At 65.8% G+C, this 21,839-nt stretch carries 7 protein-coding genes; 1 reads left to right on the top strand and 6 read right to left on the bottom strand.

The window, feature by feature from the left end; translation table 11 throughout:
• Nucleotides 1-227: 227 nt before the first annotated feature.
• Entirely contained in the window at nt 228-15,383 is a 15,156-nt protein-coding gene (locus BLQ91_RS37795; RefSeq protein ID WP_143023026.1) for a WXG100-like domain-containing protein, read from the bottom strand.
• A gap of 100 nt (nt 15,384-15,483) precedes the next feature.
• On the opposite strand from BLQ91_RS37795, the gene BLQ91_RS37800 reads away from it, so the two are divergent.
• Nucleotides 15,484-15,717, top strand: a complete 234-nt coding sequence (locus BLQ91_RS37800) for a hypothetical protein (protein ID WP_090105114.1) — start codon at nt 15,484-15,486, stop codon at nt 15,715-15,717.
• A gap of 91 nt (nt 15,718-15,808) precedes the next feature.
• Here the strand turns inward: BLQ91_RS37800 and BLQ91_RS37805 are convergent, their stop codons facing one another.
• From BLQ91_RS37805 to BLQ91_RS37825, 5 genes are read right to left on the bottom strand one after another with little or no spacing between them, the layout of a single operon-like run.
• Nucleotides 15,809-16,909 (bottom strand): hypothetical protein, encoded by a 1,101-nt coding sequence (locus BLQ91_RS37805; RefSeq protein WP_090105116.1) that lies wholly within the window; start codon nt 16,907-16,909, stop codon nt 15,809-15,811.
• 50 nt (nt 16,910-16,959) lie between these two features.
• Nucleotides 16,960-17,295, bottom strand: a complete 336-nt coding sequence (locus BLQ91_RS37810) for a hypothetical protein (RefSeq protein ID WP_143023027.1) — start codon at nt 17,293-17,295, stop codon at nt 16,960-16,962.
• A gap of 14 nt (nt 17,296-17,309) precedes the next feature.
• Complete coding sequence (locus BLQ91_RS37815; protein ID WP_090105120.1) at nt 17,310-19,406, bottom strand: hypothetical protein; 2,097 nt, start codon at nt 19,404-19,406, stop codon at nt 17,310-17,312.
• Nucleotides 19,396-19,821 (bottom strand): YbaB/EbfC family nucleoid-associated protein, encoded by a 426-nt coding sequence (locus BLQ91_RS37820; protein ID WP_245734252.1) that lies wholly within the window; start codon nt 19,819-19,821, stop codon nt 19,396-19,398. The genes BLQ91_RS37815 and BLQ91_RS37820 overlap by 11 nt, the downstream gene beginning before the upstream one ends.
• Nucleotides 19,760-21,838, bottom strand: coding sequence for a hypothetical protein (locus tag BLQ91_RS37825; protein WP_090105125.1), 2,079 nt, complete (start codon nt 21,836-21,838; stop codon nt 19,760-19,762). The genes BLQ91_RS37820 and BLQ91_RS37825 overlap by 62 nt, the downstream gene beginning before the upstream one ends.
• Nucleotide 21,839 lies beyond the last annotated feature (1 nt).

Consider the following 21,839-nt stretch of genomic DNA (forward strand, 5'->3'; position numbering starts at 1 on the left):
CAGCAGCCGGGTTAACCTCCCCCCAGCAGCACCGAGAGCACGCTGGAGTCACCAACGTCGTCGGCCCCCCTTCGATGAGGCTCTCCATCTGTTCGGTGATCACCTCGGCCTGCGGCGCAGGTGTGCACGATGGCGGTGACCGCTTTCGATCCGAACTGGACGAATGCGGTGGCGGTGGCTACTGTCCGCCGCCACCGTCACCAACGGTTGCGGCGGCGCGATGACCACTACGTCGCCAGCCTCGGCGCGAACGAGCCCGGTTGTGCGTCGACGCCTAGGTCGATTTCGATGACGGTGCGCCTTCGCGCCTGATCGAGAGTGAGTCCGGGCGACAGCGGGCCGCTATCGAGATCTCGTCCCTTCATCACGATGTTGATGGAGATGTCGTCTGCGGTGACGACTGTGGTGTCTCCCTGCATCTTCTTCAGCTGAGCGTCAATCGCGTCCTTCAGTGCCTCGGCCGTGGCGTCGGCCCTCGCTCTTGAGGTCGCCTCCGCGCCGGTAAGACCGAACACCTTGCCGTTGCCAAACCCGGTAACCGCGACCGACGGCGCCGGCAGGTTGTTGTCCGCGTTGAAAAGCGCGCCCTTGGCGATCCGCTTCGCGATGGCGTTCAACTTCATCTCCTCGCCGGCCGGGAACGCCTTGTCCTTCTCGGAAAACATGAAGTCCTGTGGCTCGACCGAGCCGTGACCGCCGGAAATGGGGACCACGATCGGGTTCGCGATGGAGAAGCGCCTCATGTGGTCGAAGAAGGTGCTACCGGGCTGCTTCGAGTACATTTTGAAGTGCCACAGCTCCGTGCTGCGTGGCACCAGTCCGGTGGCCAAACCGTGCTTGAGCATGGCGTTGCGCACCGTGAGATCTGCTGATGCGGTGTCAACACCATCGTTCTTCGCCTGTTCCAGGCTCATCAACGCCCTGGCGAGGTCTAGCCTGGTCTGCGCGGACTTGATCGCGGTGGGGTCACCGGTGTCCTTCGCCACATCGAGTTCGGTACCAGCGTCGTCGATCGCCCGATCGAACTGACCGGCGAACTTCCGCAGGTTCATGTCGATGGCCGCGTCGACCTCCCGCCGGATGAACCCGCGCCGCGCATAGTTCTCCAGCAGGACCTGCGACTTGCCGTCGGTGCTCTCCGCGACCACCGTGGCGAAGTGGTAGCCCAACAAGCCACTGAGATCGCCAGAGTTCGCGAAGTCCGTTCTGAGGTCCGGGTTGCCGTCATCGTCTGCGGTCGGCACCGCCGCGGCGACATAGCCCTCCCCTGGCTTCGCCAACGCGTACTGGTTGATGCCGATCTGCTGCGCGATCTGGTCAGCCTTCGCGCGCTTGACGTCGTTGGCCGGATCGAAGTTGAGCAGCGGCCCGTACTCGGCTCCGGGCATCTTGCCGCCCTTCGACAAACCACCAATGCTGCGCGGATCCTTCTTGATCTGACCGGCCGCCCACCTCGGGTCGATCGCGCCGAGGTCAACGCCGAGGTTGACGCTGTCGGCGATGTTGCTCGCCAGCTCGTTTAGCCCTGTCACCTCGAGACCGTCGTTGGCATCAATGTCCGCGATCTGCGCATTGCCACTGAGGTCACGGAAGATCGCGGTCTCCGGCATACCGCCGAGTCCAACGGTTGCGGTGTCACGGCAGGCGTCCGGCACCGCTTCCTTGAACACCGCGGTCACCTTCTGCAGTGTGACCGGCGAACCGTTCCGATTCACCGTCACGGTCGTGTCCGGCACGATCTTCAGCGTGATGCCGCTGCCGACCTTTCGCAGCGCCACTTGCGACTTCGCGATGACGTCAGGAGACGCGTAGAACTCCTTCGCTTCGGTCGTGGGCCGGCCGACCGCAGGAAACGGTGATGTCCCGTTCAGTCCCAGCGTGCCGTCTGCCGCGATGTTCAACGGCGGCTTGCCTGCCGACTCCAGTCGCGAGATCGGCATCACCGGGAAGGTGGCGCTGTCCGACACCTTCAGCTCCGGGTATGACTCGAATGCAGGAACGCCTTCGCTCGTTGCCACTTCGTAGTCGGTGATGATGATCGGCTGCGGCACCGAGACGATGTCATCGCCTGGCCGGAACGCTGCGGAGTCCACATTGGACGAATTCAACTCGAGGACGGGAGAGGGCTCAATCCTCGCGTCACCGTCCTCGACGGTGGATTCCGCGGTCTCCTGACCGGCGAGCCTGATTCGCCGCACGGTCTCCTTGATCTCGTCGAACGTGACAAAGGTCTGGCCGATCCCGTCCGTGGCCCGCACGCGATCCGCCAGCTTCCAGATCTCCCCCAGATGCGCCGGGGTGACCGCACTGTCAGCTCCGTCCACCACCTCCGACAGAAGCCACGCGGTCCTCACTGTCTCCTCGTCCTGACCGAACCGCAGCCCACGCAGCACTCCCCGAACCTGCTCCGACGTGACCACACCACCATCGGCAACACCGTCGTTGGCGCGCGCAAGATCCGTCAAGACACGCATCGCGAACTTCTGCCCCGGCATCATGTCGCTACCCAACTCGGCAAGCAACTCAACCAAGTGCCACGCGGCAAGCCCCAACTCCTCCCTCCGGCCAGGATCCGGCGGGAATCCAGCCTGCATCGCCATCTCATACAAATCCACCGTCGCCACCCGGAACAAATGACCACCAAGCGCAACAGTCAACACATCCGCACTGTCGACCAACGGGCCACCGAAGAGCTTCGGTTCCACCGCGGACTGCACACCACGCTGATAGCCCTCCACCACGTCGTTCACCCCGGCGACGAACTCGTCGCGAGGCATAGTGCTCGGCTTGGTTCCGTCGCGGAACACGACGACTCTGTTCTGGACGTCCAGCCGATAAACGGTCCCGTGACCCATTTCCAGTTTGGCCAGGCCGTTTCTCGAGGTGAGCAGATCACCGAGGCCATCGATGCCGACCGCGAAAGCCGGACCGAACGGCATCGTGCCCGGCATGAACCGTTCGATCGGATCATCGGCCTTTTCGATGGGCTGATACCCCGGCGGCCACTCCTCGAAGCTCACACCATTGTTGTCAATGATCATGTGGGCGTCGTGGTAGGCCGGCTCGCCCACACGCCCCGACTCGTCGCGTTTGTAGTACAACCACCGCCCGCCCTTGACCACAGCAGGAGTTCCGTCGCTCAGATACCCGACCTGCGCGGCCACCACCACAGTATTGGGCCCGTCCGCCAGGGTGGGGTCAACCGGAACAGGCCACACCGCAGCATCGGCAGCGAAGGCATCGGTGTCGATGCCCCTGCCGTACAACGCTTCCAGCACGTTCGGCACGTACCTGCCCATGTCCGACGAACCCAGGTCGCACGCCACGAACCGGAGAGTCTTACCGGTCCAGGAACCGGAGGCACGCAGGCGCGCCAGCAACTCGGTCATGACCTCCGAGGTAACGGGTTCACCGAAAAACTCCGGCAGACCGCTCAGTTCGACGTGCATGGCGACCGTGAAAAACTTCTCGTCACGCTGGAGACGCTCAATCGCCTTCTGCTGCAGTTCCAACGTGGTCGCATCGGTCGCCGGGTTTGGCAGCCAGACACCCGAACCATCGTTCGCGATCATCGCCACGTCGAGGATCGCGTCGGCAAGCCGCGACGCGGACGGACGCGCTGCCGCGACGTCGAGATTGACATCCACCTCGACTTGCGGTACGCCAAGCCCGCGTGACGGTTGTTCGGTTCGCCACAAATCCGTGGGCGACACGGTCACCTGAGCTTCATGTTGCTTCTGCGCGAACACGCCATGGTCGTCTCCTGCTCCGTTGAGCGCTTCCACCTCCAAGAGGCCCTTAGAAAGAGACACATCCAGAGAACTCACATCACCAAACAACCCACCACCAAAATCAGCCCACTCCCCATCAGACTCCTCCTCCACAACAGCAGAGCCAGCACCAGGAGACACGGCACCAGGAGACACATCCAGAGAACTCACATCACCAAACAACCCACCACCAAAATCAGCCCACTCCCCATCAGACTCCTCCTCCACAACAGCAGAGCCAGCACCAGGAGACACGACGACCGAATCGGTGCCAGTGTGGGCCGAGCCGGCACCGTCCGGCGTAGCCGTACGAGGCGGCGTCTCGATCTCCTCAACCGGACTCAGTTCGGCAGTGGCGTAACCGTCGTTCTTCAAGTAGAGCAGCGCCTGCATGACCTGATCGTTCTCTAGTGAAAGAGACGCCCTGTGAACCCGTGTGAAGTACGCGCGCATATCCGACTTCTCATCCGCTATGTCCCGCAGAGCATCTTCGACAACCCGCACGTTCTCCTGAAGCGGAGCGTTGTCGACGCCTAGGTTATGCAACACGTTCGACAATTGCTGCTGCTGCGACTCCACGAGCCCGATCAACCCGAGCAACTCTCCCTCTGTCAGGAAGAGGTCTGCCCGGTCCACCTTGGTGGTGACGTACTCCAGGCGCAGCATGGGGGCGTCGACCACGCGAGCGACGTCATGGGCCCTTTCGTTGCCCGACAACACCTCGGCCACGAGCTCACCCTGACCGCGCATCACCTGCCCCATCAGGTCCGCGATCTGTACGACTTCGCTGGTCGGCACCTCAGGATCGGTGTCCGGTGCCCGCACGTAGGCGAGCAACGCGTTGAGGGTTTCCAACGCTCTGCCGGCAGCGGACGCGCGCAGCAGATCAATACCACCGTCAGGGGTGATGTACTCCGAGTTCGGATCACCTGTGGCCTCAACGGTCCACGGCGTGCCGCGCACCAAACTGACGCTCACCCTGCGCAACCGGGCGCGCGTCGATTCGTCCTGGTCCGGAGGGTAAGGCGTGTTTTTTTCCGTCAAAGACACGTTTGGACGCCCAATGAGGTGCACCAGGTTCGTCGAGTTCGCGCCCTCCGTGATCGCAGGCAGTTCGCCGAGCTGGAACATCTGCTGGAACACGGCCTGGGGCAGTGAACCGGTCCTCAGGATGAGGACGTCGCCGTCTGCGAGCGAGGAAATCTGCTGGGCGACATCGGGTGCAGTGATATCCGCACGCTTGAGCCAGTCAGCTTTGTGCTCAGGAATGTACGGTACTGACGAACTTGATATCTCTAGCATGATCGCGGGCTTACCGCCCAGGGAATGAACAGCCTCCGCCAGGTGCGCTGAGACGCCCGGCCGCATGAAGTCGGCCAGCTCCAGCAGCCCGTAAATTGGCATCAGGTCGACCTGCTGGTCACCCAGCACCGCTTCGACGACGGCTTTGAGGCCGGGCGCCTTTTCGTGACCCGGAATTTGTTCGTCGATAAACGCCATCAACGACTCGGCGTCGTCGAACCTTGGCACCTCGTAGACGTACCTGGCTTCCTTGCTGATGTACCGGTCGAGATCGACGATCCGGACCCCGTCGTCGCTGCCTGGGTCGCGCTTCAAGTGCAGCCGCGAACTGACCTCCCAGGCGTACGGCTTCAGGATGATCGCTTCGTCGGCACCAAAGCGGTCCAGGAACGCCAGGGCACCGTCTGTGTCACCCTTTCTGATCGCGTCGTCACCCGCCGATAGCAACAACGTCCGGCCGTTACAGGACGTGTGCTGCCCCGGACTCCGCACCTCGACCGGCTCCAAGTCATCGGTGATCAGCAACTGCAGCTTCCGTGCGGACTCTGCGTCGGCAACGAACGTGACCTTGTTCCGGAAACCACTGTCGCGCAACGATTTCACCAATGTCGTCGCCGCTGCCTGATGACCGAAATTCTTGGCATTCCCGACGGCCACCACGACACGATCTATATCAGACAGAAGCTCAGCGATCGACGGCTCTGACTCGCCGCTCCATGAGGAAGCACCGACCTCGGTCGTGGTCGCCGACTGGACCGGCGTGCTGAACGGCACCGCTTCCGGAATGGATTTCTTGATCAGACCCGCGCGTGGCCGCGCTAGAACGTAGATGTTGGCCAGTTCCGAGAAGATCGGACTGCCCGACCCGGCAGACACATGAGCACCATGCCGCGTCGGCGCGGCAACATCACCACTCGCACCGAACTTGAAGTGCAACCAGCTTCCGTCACCGGTGGCCGCATGGGCGCCGTTGGCCATGCTGCCGACCCGGCTGGCCACCACCAACGCGGACGTCACGGACGGCTTCTTCCGATCCGGCACGGACCACACCGAGCTGTCGGCCGCGTACGCCTCGGCCTTGATGCCCCGCGCCGCGTGCAACCCGCGCAGCACAGCAGGCACAAAACCTGCGGAATCACCGGTGCCCAGCCCGCTCGACGCGAATCGCAACGGCCTGTCCGGCGACCACACACCACGGTCGTACAAACGAGTCAGCAGAGCGGTCATCACCTTGGCGGTGATCGACGTGCCCGCGAACGGAAGCACGCCGTTCGACGTGGCGTTGACGGCCACCGTGAAGAACCGCCTGCTCCCCTCCAGATTGGACATCGCTTTCCGCTGGCGGGCCATGGCCTGTACTTCATCCGCCGGATCGACCAGCCAGATACCGGTGTTCTGCTCGAACGGTTCCGCCACGGCGAGCACCGAGTCGGCCAGTTCGGTGACCTTGTCCAGCGACGGAGCGGCTTCCGTCGCCACGCTGGACGTGTTGTCAACGACGGACACCGTGATCGAACGGGCGGCACCGGACAGTGCACCGTGGTCCACTATCGACACGTCCACCGTGCGACGGGTCTTGAACTCCCGCGTACCCCGGCGTTCCAGCACACGGCGGCCGGGACCTGACACCTCCAGCCCGCCAACGGTCATGGATTCTCCGCCGAGGCCGGCCTCCAGCGCGGCCCGAAGATACTCCACAACCGCCTTCACCCGCTCGTTCCCCCGCTGCTCCGCCCGTGAACGCACTAGGTTGTTACCGCGCCTGCCCTCGATGCGCACCTCTACATCCGTGCCCTTGCCGTGCAGCTCGACAGCCCTGGCCACCAGCGGACTCAGGACCACGTCCAGATCGGCGACCACCTCGCCCGACGCGAACTGCACCTGTGTCATCGCCACGACCTTCCCGCCGGGCCGCACCTGGTGCAGACCGAACGGCATCGTGCCCGGCATGAACCGTTCGATCAGATCGTCGTTCTTTTCGATCGGCCGATACCCCGGCGGCCACTTTTTAAAGTCTGCACCGCTGTCGTCGACGACCATGTAGGCGTAGTGGTAGACCGGTTCGCCGACGCGCCCCGACTCGTCTACGCTGTATTGCAACCATTGCCCGCCCTTGACCACGGCAGGGGTTCCGTCACTGAGATACCCGACCTGCCGGGCCGCCACCACGCTGGTGGGCCCGCCGATTCGCGCGGGATCGACGGGAACGGTCCACACCGCGGTATCAGCGGCGAAGGCGTGGGCGACGCCGACACCCCTCCTGTGCAACGCTTCCAGCACGTTCGGCACGTACCTGCCCTCCTCCGACGTGCTGAGATCGCACGCCACGAACCGGAGGGGCTTGGTGACGGTCCAGGCACCCGACGCGTGCAGGCGGGCGAGCAACTCGGTCATGACCTCAGAGGTGACGGGCTCGCCGAGGAACTCCGGCTGACCACTCGATCCGACATGCACCGCCACCGTGAAGAACACCCGATCGCGCTGGAGACGCTCGATCGCCTGCTGCTGCAGTTCCAGCGTCGTCGCGTCGCTCGCCGGGTTCGGAAGCCAGACACCCGAACCATCATTCCCGATCACCGCCACGTCGAGGATGGCCTCGGCCAGCCGCGACGCAGACGGACGCGCCAACGCAGCATTGAGATCCTGTCCGGCGATGTCGTGCTCGGTGTTGGCCTGCTCGGTGATGGTGAGGCCTGTGACGTCTGGCTCGGTGACGCCTGGTTCGGGTATCCCTCGCAGCCGGTCAGCCGTCTGCAGGACGTAGTTCCATGCGTCCACCCAAGCCGGGGTGGACGCAGCCGTGTGCAGCTTGCCGGCGACGATCCACATCACGGATTCGAACAAGTCGGCGTACGCGAGATCTTGCTGGGTCCTGGGCCAGTCGTCCGGCTTCGGTACCTCGATCTCGGCGGCCATGATGTTGAACGCCTCGTCCAGCAACTCCTGGACGTTCGGCAGATCGCCGAGCAACTCTTCCTGCTGTTCGCCCTGGTCGCGAAGCCTTGACACCTCCTGCGGCGGTACCACCAGGCCGCTCGGCGTCACTACCTGGACATTCCCATCGGAGGAGACGACGGTCAACGGCTCCACGGGGTTCGGCACGCCCTGCTGCTCCGCGCTCTCGGCCTCGTGCGGAAGCATGCCCGCCACGCCGAACTCCGACCTGGCCACCGCAGGATCGATGCCCGGCAGCGTGCTGTACATGGACACCGCGTCGGTCAGGTCCACACCGGACAGTGAGGTGACCATCCCTGCCCCGGAGAGGATCTCGTACGCGGAGTGGTCACGCGAGGGCAGCATCCATCCGAACAGCGCGAGGGTGAAGTCCTCCGCAGGGACCTTCGGTAGGTTCAGCAGCCGCAGGGCGTTCATCATCTTCGCCGAGGTGGCCGAAACACCAGCGACCAGCGGCATGCCACGGCCGTGTGCATCGCGGTACCACGACGACGAGGTGTCGAGGCGGAACAGCTGCTCGCCGGACCGCCAACTCAGGGGCAGCTCCGGGCCCTGCCTGCCCGGCTCGAGGTCGCCGGCGCGCGGGTCGTCGATCCGCACCGGCTGCCGCGTGATCGCGAGCACCCTGAGGACCGTTCCATCCTCGTCCCTGCGCACCTCGACATCTGTCACGTTCGGCCGCGACCGCAACACATCGACGTCGAGCTCACCGTGCTCGTCGCGCGGGAGATCCGCGAGCGGCACCTCCTCGACGCCGAAGCCCACGAGCTCCAACGCCACCGGGTTCTCCCGCAGGAACGCCCGCTCCCGGTCACTCAGACCGGTGTTGCTGTGCCTGAAGTGCGCAGGGGTGTGGTGAAGGCCGCTCTCGGCGGGACGAGCGCGCCGGGCTTTGATGCTGGCGAGGTACTCCGCGCCGAGCCTGGCCCAGAACGGTGACTGAGCGAGCACGTTACCGGTGGCGAACGCGTCGTGCTCGAACATCGTCGCGCTGCCCGGTGCTACCCGCGCCAGCACCCTGTGCAGCAACTTGCGCGGTGTGCTGTTCAGGTAGTCGGCTTGGGCGCGCAACGCGCCCACGTCAAGTCCCAGCGCACTCGCCCGCTGCCAATCCTCGGTGCGCACGATGTCGTTGAGCAACGCCTTCAGCCCGAACGGCGAGTCAACCCGGTATGCGGCGTTGTAGAACGCCGTCATCAGCTCACGCACGCTGCCTCGGGTGCGTACGACTTCGAATGCTGCCAAGCCGACCTGCCCCGCCGACGTCGGGTCCGCTGAACCGAACGCGGTGTGAATCCGCTGTTCGTCCACGTCAGGATGGGCCGCGCGCAAGACGGTCAACAGCCGGTCCACCGCAGCCCGCGCCGCCGCGAGCGACCGGGGATCGTTGAAAGCGAACGCACCGAGCCCGCTCTCGAACTGCTCGGCTTTCGCGAAATATCCAGGTGAACTGAACACACCTCGTCGCAGCGCGGCTTCGCTGACGGTCTGGCCGTCCGCCAGCAATGTGGCCGCCATCTCAACCAGCCTGCGCGGACCAGTCGTCTGATCCGCGCTCACAGCCGGGGCACCCGGCCGGATCCGGCGGGCGAGCTGATTCAGTCCATGCAACGCCGCGGGCAGGTCAACCGCTCGCACACCGGCGGGCAGCTCGAGGCCCACTACCGCATGCATCGCTCGCAGACGGTCGACAGTGATGTCATCATCCTCACCGAACACCAGGTCATGGAGCAACGCCAGCCCCCACACCTGCTCACCGACGGAAAGCTGATCAGCTTCGCCAGTGATGCCGCCGATCAAGGCGCTGTGTACGTCGGTCTCCTTGATGCCAATGCTCGCTGCGAGCGACACGAGATCGCTCGCCTCGCGCACCGGCACGCCATCAGCCAGTTTGGTCAGCTTCGCCAGCACCCGCGCACGGGCTTGCCGCCTCCGCACCTCCGAGCTCCCCGGCGGATACGGCAGACTGGGACCGGTTTCAACCGCGACCAGCTGCTGCACCTGATGACGAGTGACCTTGTCGTCCACCGTCAGCTCGTGTACCACCTTGACCCGCGACCCGACACGGATCTGCGCCCCAGGCGCCAGCAGGATCTCGTCCTCATGCGCATAGCGCGAGAACGGCTTGATGTCGTACCCGCTGCCACCAGTGAGCTGCAACTGCAGCAGCACCGGATGCACCAGCGGGCCAGACTTGCGCCCGGCAGCGAACTCCAGCGCAATGTCCTTCTCGCGCGCAGTGCTGGTGAACTCGTTGAAGGTGATGCCATCACGGCCCAAAACAGGAGAGATCAGCCGCCCCAACCACGTCCCGGTGTCACCGGTCGACGCATCACCACGCCACACCTCACCCAACGCCGTCGGCAACTGCCGCAACGCATCCATCAACATGTGGTTGTGCAGGAACATCTCCTGCGTCAACGCCTCCACATGTGTCTTGGCATGACGCTCCGCCATCGACACGAGCTCGGCATACTCGTCCATGTCAGGCTCTAGGACGACGTAATCATTGATGAATTTCACTACCTCGGGTTCATTGCGCAGGAACAGCGGCCAGAGCTTGGGTGGAACCTTGCGCACCGTCGAGGACAGCTGCTTGGTCAGCGCCATCTGATGACCGATCGGAACACGCAGCACGGCGTTCATCAACGGGAACGTGGGACCCGTGTAGACAGCCAGCGCCAGGAAGTGCGCCGGGCTCAACCGATCCAGCAGATCCCTCGCCGTCAGATCGTGCCGCAACAACCAATCACCCAGCACCGTGCCCTTGAGCGGTTTACGCAGGCGTGAGCCTGTTTCCACTTCGGCGAGCACGGCTTTGGTAAAGCCCAGTGCGTCATCGTCCACTTCGGACAGGTGGCCGACGGTTGAGCCAAGCTTGGCCTCGGCCTTGACCATGTAGAGCGCCTCGTGCGGCAGCAGGCCGAGACCGCGACGCTCCGCCGCACCCAGCCCCGGCAAGTCGCGGTACAACATCGCCGCATCCTTCTTCAGCAGACGCTCGAGCTCGGGGAAGCAGCCGCTCACCCGCGCAGCCGCCAACACCTCATGCAACGAATACTCATTGGTCGGCAACAACGACCCCAACAAACCATGCAAGAAGTCGCGAGCGTTCCCATCACCGGACACGAGCTGGAACACCCACATCGCCTCAGCCACCCGCACCGCCGCACCACCCTTGAGCACAATGCCCCGGGCAGACGCGTCGCGATACCGAATCGAATCGCGATCAAGCTCAACCTTCGCCGAACGCGACACCCAACGGACAGCCCCGTCATACAGCGCGAACTCCTCAGCCACGCTCGCGTGAACACCGCGATCATCCAGATCGGCGGCACTGACCGGCTCAACACCAGGCCGGGCGGTGGTCAGTTCCTCGGTGCTCCACAGATCCTGCACGAACACCGCGACATCGTCCCGCCAACCATCCACACGAGTCAGCTGCCGCCCAACAACCTCAGCGATCCGCCGCGCCCGCGAATGGAAATGCTCCGCTTCGAAGGAGTCGTCGTCGATCCCGGCCGCCGGAACGACATCAGCAGGAGCGAAATCCTTGACAACCTCAAGCACATCACGGAAATCCTGACCACGGTGATACGCCTGCGCCTGGAGCGCGGCCATATCCAACCCCAGCTCACCAGCCCTCACCCAATCCCCCCTGGCCACAATGTCGTCAACCAACCCGGACAAACTCACCGGCCCCGAACCCGCAGCCAAATTCAGCAACAACGCCGACAACTCACGCGCATTACCTTCGACGAGCAACCTGGCCTCACGCTCGTCGAGGCTCGGATCCGGCTGCCCGACCACCGCCGGATCACCAGTAATCATCGAGACATACAAATCCTGCTCAGTACCTGCGGACCTCATGGTGGCCATCAGCCGCTCGACAGTCCCCCGCAACTGATCGGTAGCAGCGTCGTCGTTGAAGAAATGCGCGCCCAGCTTCGACTCGAACCTGTCCACCTCCGCCGAATAACCAGCATCCCGATACAACGCACCCTGTTCCGCCGAAGCAGCCAGCCGCACCGCACCCGGCAACTCGGTCACCGCATCACCCGTACCGTAATTCGGCGGCGCCGGCTGATCCCGCAACTGCTGATCCTGATCCACCACGATGTGCGCGTCCAACAACGCCTGGCGACCAGTACCCGCCTCGATGTGCACCCAGCCGCCACCCACCTGCACAACCGGCCTCAGGTTCACGTCCAGACCAACCCCAGCAGCCACCACAAGATGCCCCGGCCCATCGGGCACGGCAACGTTCGGCACGAAGAACACCGGACCAGTCGGCGCCACCGCGCCAACCTCGATGCCCTGCCTACCCAACTCCACCAGCACCTCGGCCGCAAACGACCTCGCGCCGCCACGTCCCGTGCCGCACGATGCGAACATCAACGGTTTCACGCCATCCCACAGACCATCCCTCTTGGCCTGCAGCAGCATGTCGGCAACCTGCCGTGAAGTGAGCGACCTACCACCCACAACCGGAGCACCACGCTCATCACCATGCGCGAGGAACGTGAAGAACCGACCATCAGTCGGCATCCGGCCCACCACACCAGCCAACGACGGATCATCCAGTCGGATACCACGATTCCCCTCAAGGGCAACCGAGGCATAAACGTTCTCGCTGGCGGTGGTCTTCTCGCGCACCAGCGCGTCGAACACAGTTTGGGTTGCCAACTCCTCCACCGTGGCCTTGCGTGATTCATCCGCAGTGAGCAGACGTCCATCGGCGTGCTCCTCGATCGGCTGCTCGCCGGACTCCTTCGCTTGAGCGGCGGCTGCAACGTCCTCGTCCTCGTGCGCGGTGGTGGCCGAGTGGGCGGGCGCCTTGTCCGGCTGCGACGACATCACCTGGACCGGGCGGAGCGAATCCGGCCGCAACGTGGTCGCCTTCTGATCGCGGACGGCCACGGTGAATGTGAGTTCCTGCTTCGCCTTGGAAATGGTCTCGGGTTCGGTGGTGCCGCTCGGTCGCACCTCGATCTGCCGGCTGCCGCGCGAGGTTGAAACAGTGAAAACCCTGCCGCGCAACGAGGTGCTCGGCGAGATGCGCGCGAGCACGTCTGCCGCCGCATTCTCGATTTCGGCCAGCTTCTCCGGGTTGACGCCGGGCAACGCCTGGATGAGGTCGTCGTGCAGCTGCTCCAACACCGGTTTCGACGCATGAGGAACGTCGGTGCGCCGGACCGGGCCGACGTCAAGGTACTGCAGCTCGGACTCGTCGGCCTCGCTGTCGCCGGCCCGCAAGTCGTCCTGCCGCACCGCAGTGGTGACCGACGACTGGACGGCGTCTTCCTCGCGAACAAAGGAATCCTGCTGAGTCGCGAGGCCAAGCTCCGTTTCACTGGAGGTCGTGAGCACCGATGCCGGAGACGGCGCGTACTCATCAGATCCGCCGTCGACGTTCAGGTACTGCAGCTCGCCGTCATCGGAGACGGTGCCGACGGTCTCCGGGCTAGGCACCGTTTCGGACACGCTGCCACCGGCGGTGGCCGTCGTGTCCGCGGTCTTCGGCCGATCCGCGGCGGTCGTCGGCTGAGCGCTGGACACGGTCTTCACCGCGGACGGCGCCGCTTCGGTCGCAGGCTTGCTCTCGGGCGTCGTCCTGCCGCCGACGGTCTTCGGAGCTTCGGTGCTCTTGGTCGGCGCACCGGTCTTCGAGTCTGAAGTGGACTTGGCATCGGCGAGAGCAGTCTTCGTGTCCGAAGAGGACTTGTGATCCGCGGAAGGAGCGATCTTGCTGTCCGAGGTGGACTTTTCGTCGCCAGAAACCCTGCTTTCCGAGGGAACCTTGCCGTCCGCGGCCGGCTTCACGACGGTGCCGACCGGACTGTACGCCGGGGGTGCCACCAGGTCCGAGAAGACCGGCGACGTGGCGGTGTCCGACGAAGCGACCGGCAGGATCGCGACACCCGTCGGCACGTTGAATTCGGGAGCACCGTGGCCACCGAACATGGTGCCGAGCTTGTCCTTGATCGAGTTGACGGCCGAGTCGAGGCCCTTCATCCCGACATTTTCGAGCTTTTCGCTGACAGCGCCGCCGATGACGCCGCTGACGAAGCCCATGGCGTACTCCTCGCCCGTGGCCTCCTGGCCGTTCATCCCGGCCATGATCGCCTGGGTGGGGAGGCCGGACAGGCCCTCGAACAAGAACGTCGTGCTGAACGCGACGGACTTCGCCACGAGGTTGCCGCCGAGGCGGTCGGTCACGTTGCGGGTCAGCGCGTCGGGCACCTCGCCGGTGAGCGTGTCCACGACGCCCTTGCCGATCTTGTCGGCGTGAGGGTCGAGCACCGAACGGAGGCTGTCCTTGAACATATCTGGAGTGGACATGCCGTGCCTGGTCCAGTTGTCCACGAACGCACGCGCGTAGTCGTCACCGAGCTGTCGGGCCACGTCCTTGCCCAGCACGTGCCCGAACGCGTCGTCGAATTTGTCCGCCACGTCCTTGGCGAACCGCTGCGTCAGCTGCTTGGTGAATGCCTGAGCCGGATCGGTCACCTGCAGGCCCGCACGGCCGGTGAGAGTGCGTCCCATGTCGCGCAGCCACGTGTCGGCGATGTCGTCGGCGACACCCTGGGGCAGCTTGAAGTTCTTGACGTTCTTCAGCAGATCGGCAGTGGCGAACTTGCTGAAGTCCTTGCCCAGCACACCACCCAGCTTGCGGCCGAGGTGCTCGCCGAGCTCGCCGATGGTACCGCCGAACAGACCACCGATGAGACCGGAGTACAGCGTCTGCTTCGACGCCTCGTGGTCCCACATCGCCCGCTCACGCTGCAGCCGCTGCACGACCGCGTCGGTGATCATCCCACCAGTGACGCCGATGACCATCTCGAACGCGATCGCCCGCACCATTATCCTGAACAGGGCGCCCAGGTATTGGCGGGTGGCGGCGTAGTGCCAGGTGAGGTTCGCCAACGACATCCCGCCGGTGACCGAGGCCAGCGCGTACTCCAACGCGATCTCCCAGGCCAGCATGAAGAGCTGGCCCAACGCGGAGAACTTCGCGTATTCAACCTTCAGCGCGACCTCGTGCAGGCCGTTGGCGACGTCGGCAACGGCCTTGGTCAGGTCGTCGACCACGCCGGGGCCGCTGAGGTCCCGCATGCTGCTGCGGAAGCCTTCGGCGGCGTTCATCGAGAAGTGCTGGTAGATCTCTCGCTCTACCTGCTGGATCTTGGCCCTCAGCTCCTTCAGCTGGGCCGAGACCTGGTAGTAGTTGCCGGCGAGACCGCGGTACATGTACTGGTTGACGTCAGGCCAGTCCATACCAAGCACTTCCATGAGCGACCGCGCCCATGGCGGCAGATCACCGAAGTCGCCCCGTTCGACATTGATCTCAGCCACAGTTCCTCCGCGTCCAGCACCGTCTCACCGCAGCCAACGCACCACGGTGGCCCGGTGGTTCGCCCCGGACGACGGTTCACCCGGTAAGGCTGTTCACCCGTTGGAGAATCCCGCGATCAGCCGTGCCGGAACCGGCTCGAAGCACCACCTGATCACCGAAGGGCACGGCGTCTCGCCGACCGTGTGGCTCATGGACGGGAAACGCGGCGACATCCACGAGGCTGTCGCCGCGGTGCGCTGCCGGTCGTCCGACATGGGGCCTCCGACCACGAACCGGCACAGCCAGGAGGTCGGGCACACGGCTGCGCGTTCCCTGAGCACGGCGCGCTCTTGATCACCGCAGGGGCGCGGTTGCCGGCCCAGGGCCCCTCGCAGCCAGGACGGACAGGAGGCGGGTGCCTGGCAGTTTCCGCGCCGTCCGAGCATCAAGCCTGGCACTTGGCGGTGATCGCTCCCGCGGCGTGGTGGGCGTAGGTCTTGGTCGAGCCTTCCCAGTCACGTCCCCTGGTGAGCAGCTTGACGGCGAGCTTGGCCCCGTTCACGCGGAACGAACCGAAGGTGAGCCATTTGCCGCGGTTGGAGACCTGCTTCACCTGAAACGAGCCGATCGGGGTGCCCTTGCTGATCTCGAAGCGGTCGTACACCTGGTAGTACGTAGGGTTACCGCCCACCGCGGTGATGTCGCCGTTGGGCACGTACACGGAGAGCGTGCACGTTCCAGTGGTCACCGGCCCGGTGTTGAAGGTCCACAGGCCGTACGCGGTGGGGTCGTCCTTGCTCTCATCGCCGGACATCGGAATCGACGCGAACGCGTTGCCGCAGCCGCTACCGTGGTTCACCCAGCCCGCCTTGCCGTCGCTGTACGCGCCGACACCGGTGTAGTTGGTGCCGCTCCCACAGCCGGGCCCTGCGGTTCCCTGATACACAACGGGTTTCGCGGGCGGCGGCTGGTTCGCCGGCGGGTTCTGGCCCTGCGGTTGCCCCTGAGGCGATCCCGGCTTCTGCGGCTGTCCGGGGGTGCCCGGCGTGCCCGGCGTCCCCGGATCGGCCTGCTGTCCCTGCTGGCCGTTCGGAGTGCCCGGCTGGCCCGGCTGGCCCGGAACGGAACCGTCAGAAGGCGCCTGGGACTGATCGGTGGTGTTGTCCACCTTGGGATCCGCCACTCCCGGCACGAAACCGTCACCGGGCGGAGGAGAGTAGGCGTAGCCGGCGTTGTTCGGGTCGTCGCCGGGTCCGTCGTTGTTCGCCAGCAGGCCGCCGAACGCCACCGGCAGTGCGACGAGGACGACTCCGGCGACCGCGGCCGCGACGATCATCGGCCTGGACACGCGGTTCGACTTCGCCGCGCTTGTCGTGCTCGCCTTGGTCGCCGTCAGCACCGCAGGAGCTCCGCCTGCCGTGCGGACCTGGGTAGCCGGGGCGTCGGACTCGGTGTCCGGCGGCGTCACGGGGACGGTCGGCGGCGCAACCGCCGCAGCCGCCGCGGCGGCTGCGGCGCCCGTGTTCTGCTGCGTCTCCGAGGACATGGTGCTCCTGCTTTCTCTGCGGTACCTGAACTTCTGGGCTTGTGGTGTGGTCAGCGGCGCGAGCCGCCGCCGTGCCTCGAGTTGTTCGCGAGGTTGTCGGCGATGTTGTTCTCCATGTTGTTGAGCCGCTCACCCAGCCCGCGTGTCACGTTGCTCCTGTTCACCATCAGCGCGTGGATCGAGTTGAGAGCTTCCTCGATCTTGTCGACCGTGGGACCGAGCTTCTCGTAGATCTCTTTGGCCGTGTCGTCGTCACCAGTTGCCTTGCGCAGGAGCGTTCTCCGTTCCTGGCTGTTCTCGATCGTCCCCTCGAGGAAGGCGCCTACCTGGCGAAAACCCTCGCCGATGCGGATGATCTCGTCCGGCTTGGCTTCCATCCCGCTCATGCGCGGTCCTTTCGTCAGATGGTGGTGCCGGCCCCCTGGCCGGCCGTTCCGCTGCCCGACCCGAACGCGTGATCACGTTCCACGTCACCACCGCGCACGTGCACGGTGCTCGACCGGGCCTGCTGCCTGCGCTTGCGGCGACCCAGCACGCCGGGAGCGACTGCGGGGTCGGTGCCCCAGGTCTCCTCGTCCTCGGCCAGCCACGTGGTCCGGTCGCGCTCACCCTTCTGGTCCTGCCCACCCACACCGGCACCACCCATGCCACCCGCGGTCGGCGGGTAGAACGGCACACCGCCGGTACCGCCGGTACCGCCGGCACCAGGACCGGTGCCGGGGCCGGCGCCGATGCCGGTCGTCCCCTTGGGACTGCTCGACGACTCGGGAGTACCGGATGGCGGACTCGGCTTCCAGTCCTGCGACATGGTGTTCGGCGCGGGGATGCCCGACGCACCGACCAAGCCGCTGCCGAACGAGCCGGGTCCGTTGTGGACGATCGGATCGTACTTGGACATCGTCAGCGGCGGGAGCTCGGGCGAGCGCACCGGCGAAGGTGGCGCGGGCGCGCGGCGCAGGGAATCCAGGTAGCGCTGCAACTCCGAGGAGCCGTTGCCGCCCGACACAACGCTGGGGTCGACGTCGTACGGCTTGCGCAGCCGGTCCTTCTCGTCGAGCTGGGCGTCGCCCCGCGGGCCGACGACGTTGCCGTTCGAGTCGACCCGCGAACCCCTCGGCACGATGACCGGCTTGCCGTTGCGGTCGAGCACCGGTTTGCCGTTGGGACCGATGATCGCCCCGGTCGGGCCGACGTACGAGCCGCTGGGCACCTTGAGTGACCGGTCCCCGCCGTTGAGCAACGGGTTCTGCCCACCGCCACTGCCACTGCCACTGCCGCCGCCGTTGACGACCGACGGCCCTTTGTTACCGCCCGGAGGCGGAGGAAGCGGTGGCGGCGGAGGCGGACCGCCACCGGGGTTGTTCGACCCGCTGCCCCCGGTCGAACCGTCCCCGCCACCCGTCCCGCTGCCACCGCCGGAGTTCGGCCCGCCACCACCGGCACCACCGCCGGGCCCGGTGCCGGGACCAGGGTCGGCCCCGGTCCGGTTGAACTCGACCGGCGTGGTGATCGGCCGGAAGTACGGGTGGGCCATCTGGTGCGACGCGGTCAACAGGCCCACCGCACTGGCGGCCGCACTGTCCAAAGTAGTCGCGAGGTGTTCGGCCCAGACCTTCTTCGCCGCTTCCTCGAGCCGCTGCCAGGGGCCGGCTTCGTTCAGCTTGCCGCCGAGGATGTCGCTCTTCGGCATGGCGTCGCCATGATCGAGATGCTCGCGATCTCTGTTAACCCTCGACTTCGCGATGTCGGCCTTCAGCTTGGGTGACGTCCAGATGGCGCGGACCACTCCGGCAGGCCAGGCCAGCTCCGCCGCCGGCGCCTCGACCCTGAAGGACAGCCCGGTGTCGTAGCTGGTGCTCGCGCTGCTCAGCCACTTCTGCCTGCCCTGCTGCTCGAGCAGAACGGCGGCCTGACGCAGGTACTCCTGCGTCTCCCGGAGCACCTCCCAGGTGGGGCGCCCCGGACTGAGCTGCTCCGCCAGATTGCGGCACTTGTACACGAGACCGTCCAGCACCTGCCAGAACCCGTCCGCGCCCTGCCCCTGGTAGGCGTCGCCGTGGTGGCCGGTCTTGTTCCGCCACTCCTCCAGCTTCGGCACCACCGTCTTGGTGAGGAGCTCGGACACTCCCTGCAACCCGTCGCTCGCAGGCGTGAAGGTCGCCCGCTTGGCCACCGTGTTGGTGTCCGCGAGGAGGCTGTCGAGGATGGACCCGCTGTTCTTGGCGAAGTTCTTCAACGCCTCCTCCACCTCGGGGGTGGCGTCGGCGACCGCGTAGGTCGACTGGTACCAGGTCAACGACTCGGCGTAGACCAGGCTTGTCGGAAGGTGGTTGTTCGGCCCGCGCCGGACTTGATGCGTGGACCACTTCAGCCAAGTTGTGCCGATGACGGTCTCCCGCTGCGCGACCGTGGGGTGGCCGTAGCCGTCGCTGAAGATGTTGAGCGCCTGCTCCCACCTCCACGTCCGGGTGTCCGGTCCGCCGAGATCACCTGGCATCTCGGTCAGCCCTCCGGTGGCCGAAGACGTCCGCGGGCGCTTCGTTCCAGATCGCGGTGAACGCATCGTCCACCTCGGTGTGGCCCGACATCGCCGCGCGCAGGTCGGTGCGCTGGTCCATCAAGGGACCGAACACCTCGACCACCGCGTCGGCCATCTCCTGCTTGGCGCGGCCGAGCACGTCGAGCAACGCTCGGGACAGCTGCTCCGGCGGCATGCTGCGGTACTTGGTGGTGTGGAACTTGATGCCCACCACCGCGTTCTGCGCGTCAACGGTCACCGTGACCATGTGGTCGGAGGACGTCGCCGACGCCGTCCGGGCAGCGAGTTCCGCCTTCGCCGCATCGATCCGCTCACGCTGATCCCTCAGCGTAGCCATGGCCTGGTGCATTTGCTCCTCCAGCCAGTCGGCCATCGGATCCTCCCTGCCCGTAGTTGCGTCCACCTGCGGCTGCCGACGATCCCGCGCGTCCCCGCCGGCGGCGGGCACCCAGCACGGACGGCGGAAGCTTCGGGTCGGTGCCCCAGGTCTCCTCGTCCTCGGACAACCAGGTCGTCCGGTCGCGCTCGCCCTTCTGGTCCTGTCCCCCGGCGCCGGCACCGCCCATGCCACCTGCGGTCGGCGGGTAGAACGGCACGCCGCCGGGACCGTTCGGTACACCTCCGCCGCCCTGCTGGTTCTTGATCAGCGGCGGCCCACCCTCGGTGCCCACCGTCTTCGGCGGAGCGGGAGGTGCCTGCTGGCCGCTGCCGGGGTGTCCGGAGGTGCTGTTCGGCCCCACGACGTTCACGCCAGCCGAGCTCCCGCTGCCCGAGCTCCCGCTGCCGAGTCCGGACGATCCGCCCAGCGACAGGTTCGGCGTGGGTGTGTACTGGTTCAGCACCGGCGACGGGCTGTCCTTGCGCAGCGAGTCCAGGAACTTGTCGAACTCGGTGTCCTGCGTCTTTTCCTGCGGCTTGTCCTGCTGCAGGCGGTCCTTCTCGGTGAGCTCCTTTCCCTTCGCGTCGAGGATGTTGCCGTCCGGCCCCACCCTCGAGCCCTTCGGCACGACGATCTGTCTGCCGGAGCTGTCGAGCACCGGCTTGCCGTCCTTGCCGCGCACCACGCCGTCCGAGCCGACACTCGACCCGGACGGCACCTTGAGCGGAGAGTTCGGGTTAGGGACGTTCGGCTTCGGGCCGCCGGTGTTCGGGCCGGGCGGCGGCGGGATGTTCGGGATGTTCGGCTTGTCCTTGCCGGTCGGCGAGTCCTTCCCGCCGGGACCGGAGCCTCCCTTCGAACCCGGAGGCGGCGGCCCGCCCGGTTTGTCCTTGGACCCCGGTCCCGATCCTCCGGGGGAACCCGGCCCACCCGGCGGGCCGGGAGACGGGGGCGGTCCGGGCGGGTTCGGCGGCGGAGTGATGTTGTTGAAGATGATCGGCATGGTCACCGGCTGCAGGTACGTCGCCGCGGTTCGATAACTCTCAGCGAGCCCGGTGATCGCTCGAGTGGCGGCGGCGTCGAGGGTGGCGAACATGTGGCTCTGCCACACGTTCTTGGCCGCCGTCGTGATGCGGTCCCAGAACAGGGGATTCCTGGCGTCGAGCCCGGTCTCCTTGCTCTTCGCGTAGTGCTCGGCAGCGCTCCAGTTGCTGGAGTCGCTCTTCTCGAGATCTTCCTGGAAACCCGGGCTGTTGACGACGAGGCGCAACACGGTGGCGGGGAAGGCGAACTGGTCGGGCCTGCCGCTGATGTGGCCGAAGACACCGCTGTCGTAGCTGGGCGTGCCGACGGCGGTCCATTCCTGGTAGCCCTGGTTGAGAGTCTCGATCGCCCACTGGAGACCGGCCTTGGTTTCGTCGACCACCGTGGTCATGTCGTCGGCGAACCTGCCCTTGGCGCCGGTCAGCGCGTTCCACGCGTGGCCGTCGCGCACGTTCAGCCTGTTGGCGAGACCCTCGAACTTGTAGATCGTGTCGTCCAGGACCTTCCAGAACGCCGACGCACCGGCGCCCTGGAAGTCGCTGTCCTTGTGCCCGGTGGCGTCCCGCCACTTCTTGAGGCCGTCGGCTCGGGTGGTCAGCACGTCCTTCGCGCCGCTCAGCGCCCCGAAAGCCCGGTCGAACGTCCAGGACTGCGCCACCGGGTTGCCGCCGTCCAGCAGTGAGCCGAGAATCGCGCGGGTGTTGCCGAAGAACTCGTTCACCGGCTTGCTCAGCGCCTCGTAGTCCGCGCTGCCCGCGCCCCAGTAGGTGACCCAGTGCGTCCGGGAGTGGATCCCGAAGTCCCAGCCCTTCGGCAAGGTCGCGTCGTCGGTCATCACTCCCCAAACGTCCCACTTGAGCCAGTTCACCGACTCGATGGTGCTGCGATCAGGCACCTCCTTGACGGTCTGGCCGTCTTGGAAGTAGTTGAGCGCCTGCTCCCAGGTGACCTTGCCTGGACTGGGCATC

It is taken from the genome of Lentzea jiangxiensis, from assembly GCF_900104175.1.
Taxonomy (GTDB): Bacteria; Actinomycetota; Actinomycetes; order Mycobacteriales; family Pseudonocardiaceae; genus Lentzea; species Lentzea jiangxiensis.

Bases quoted from the DNA above. Each gene is read 5' to 3' on its own strand.
- BLQ91_RS37805 (WP_090105116.1), bottom strand. From the start codon at position 16,909: ATGTCCTCGGAGACGCAGCAGAACACGGGCGCCGCAGCCGCCGCGGCG.
- BLQ91_RS37810 (WP_143023027.1), bottom strand. From the start codon at position 17,295: ATGAGCGGGATGGAAGCCAAGCCGGACGAGATCATCCGCATCGGCGAG.
- BLQ91_RS37815 (WP_090105120.1), bottom strand. From the start codon at position 19,406: ATGCCAGGTGATCTCGGCGGACCGGACACCCGGACGTGGAGGTGGGAG.
- BLQ91_RS37820 (WP_245734252.1), bottom strand. From the start codon at position 19,821: ATGGCCGACTGGCTGGAGGAGCAAATGCACCAGGCCATGGCTACGCTG.
- BLQ91_RS37825 (WP_090105125.1), bottom strand. From the start codon at position 21,838: ATGCCCAGTCCAGGCAAGGTCACCTGGGAGCAGGCGCTCAACTACTTC.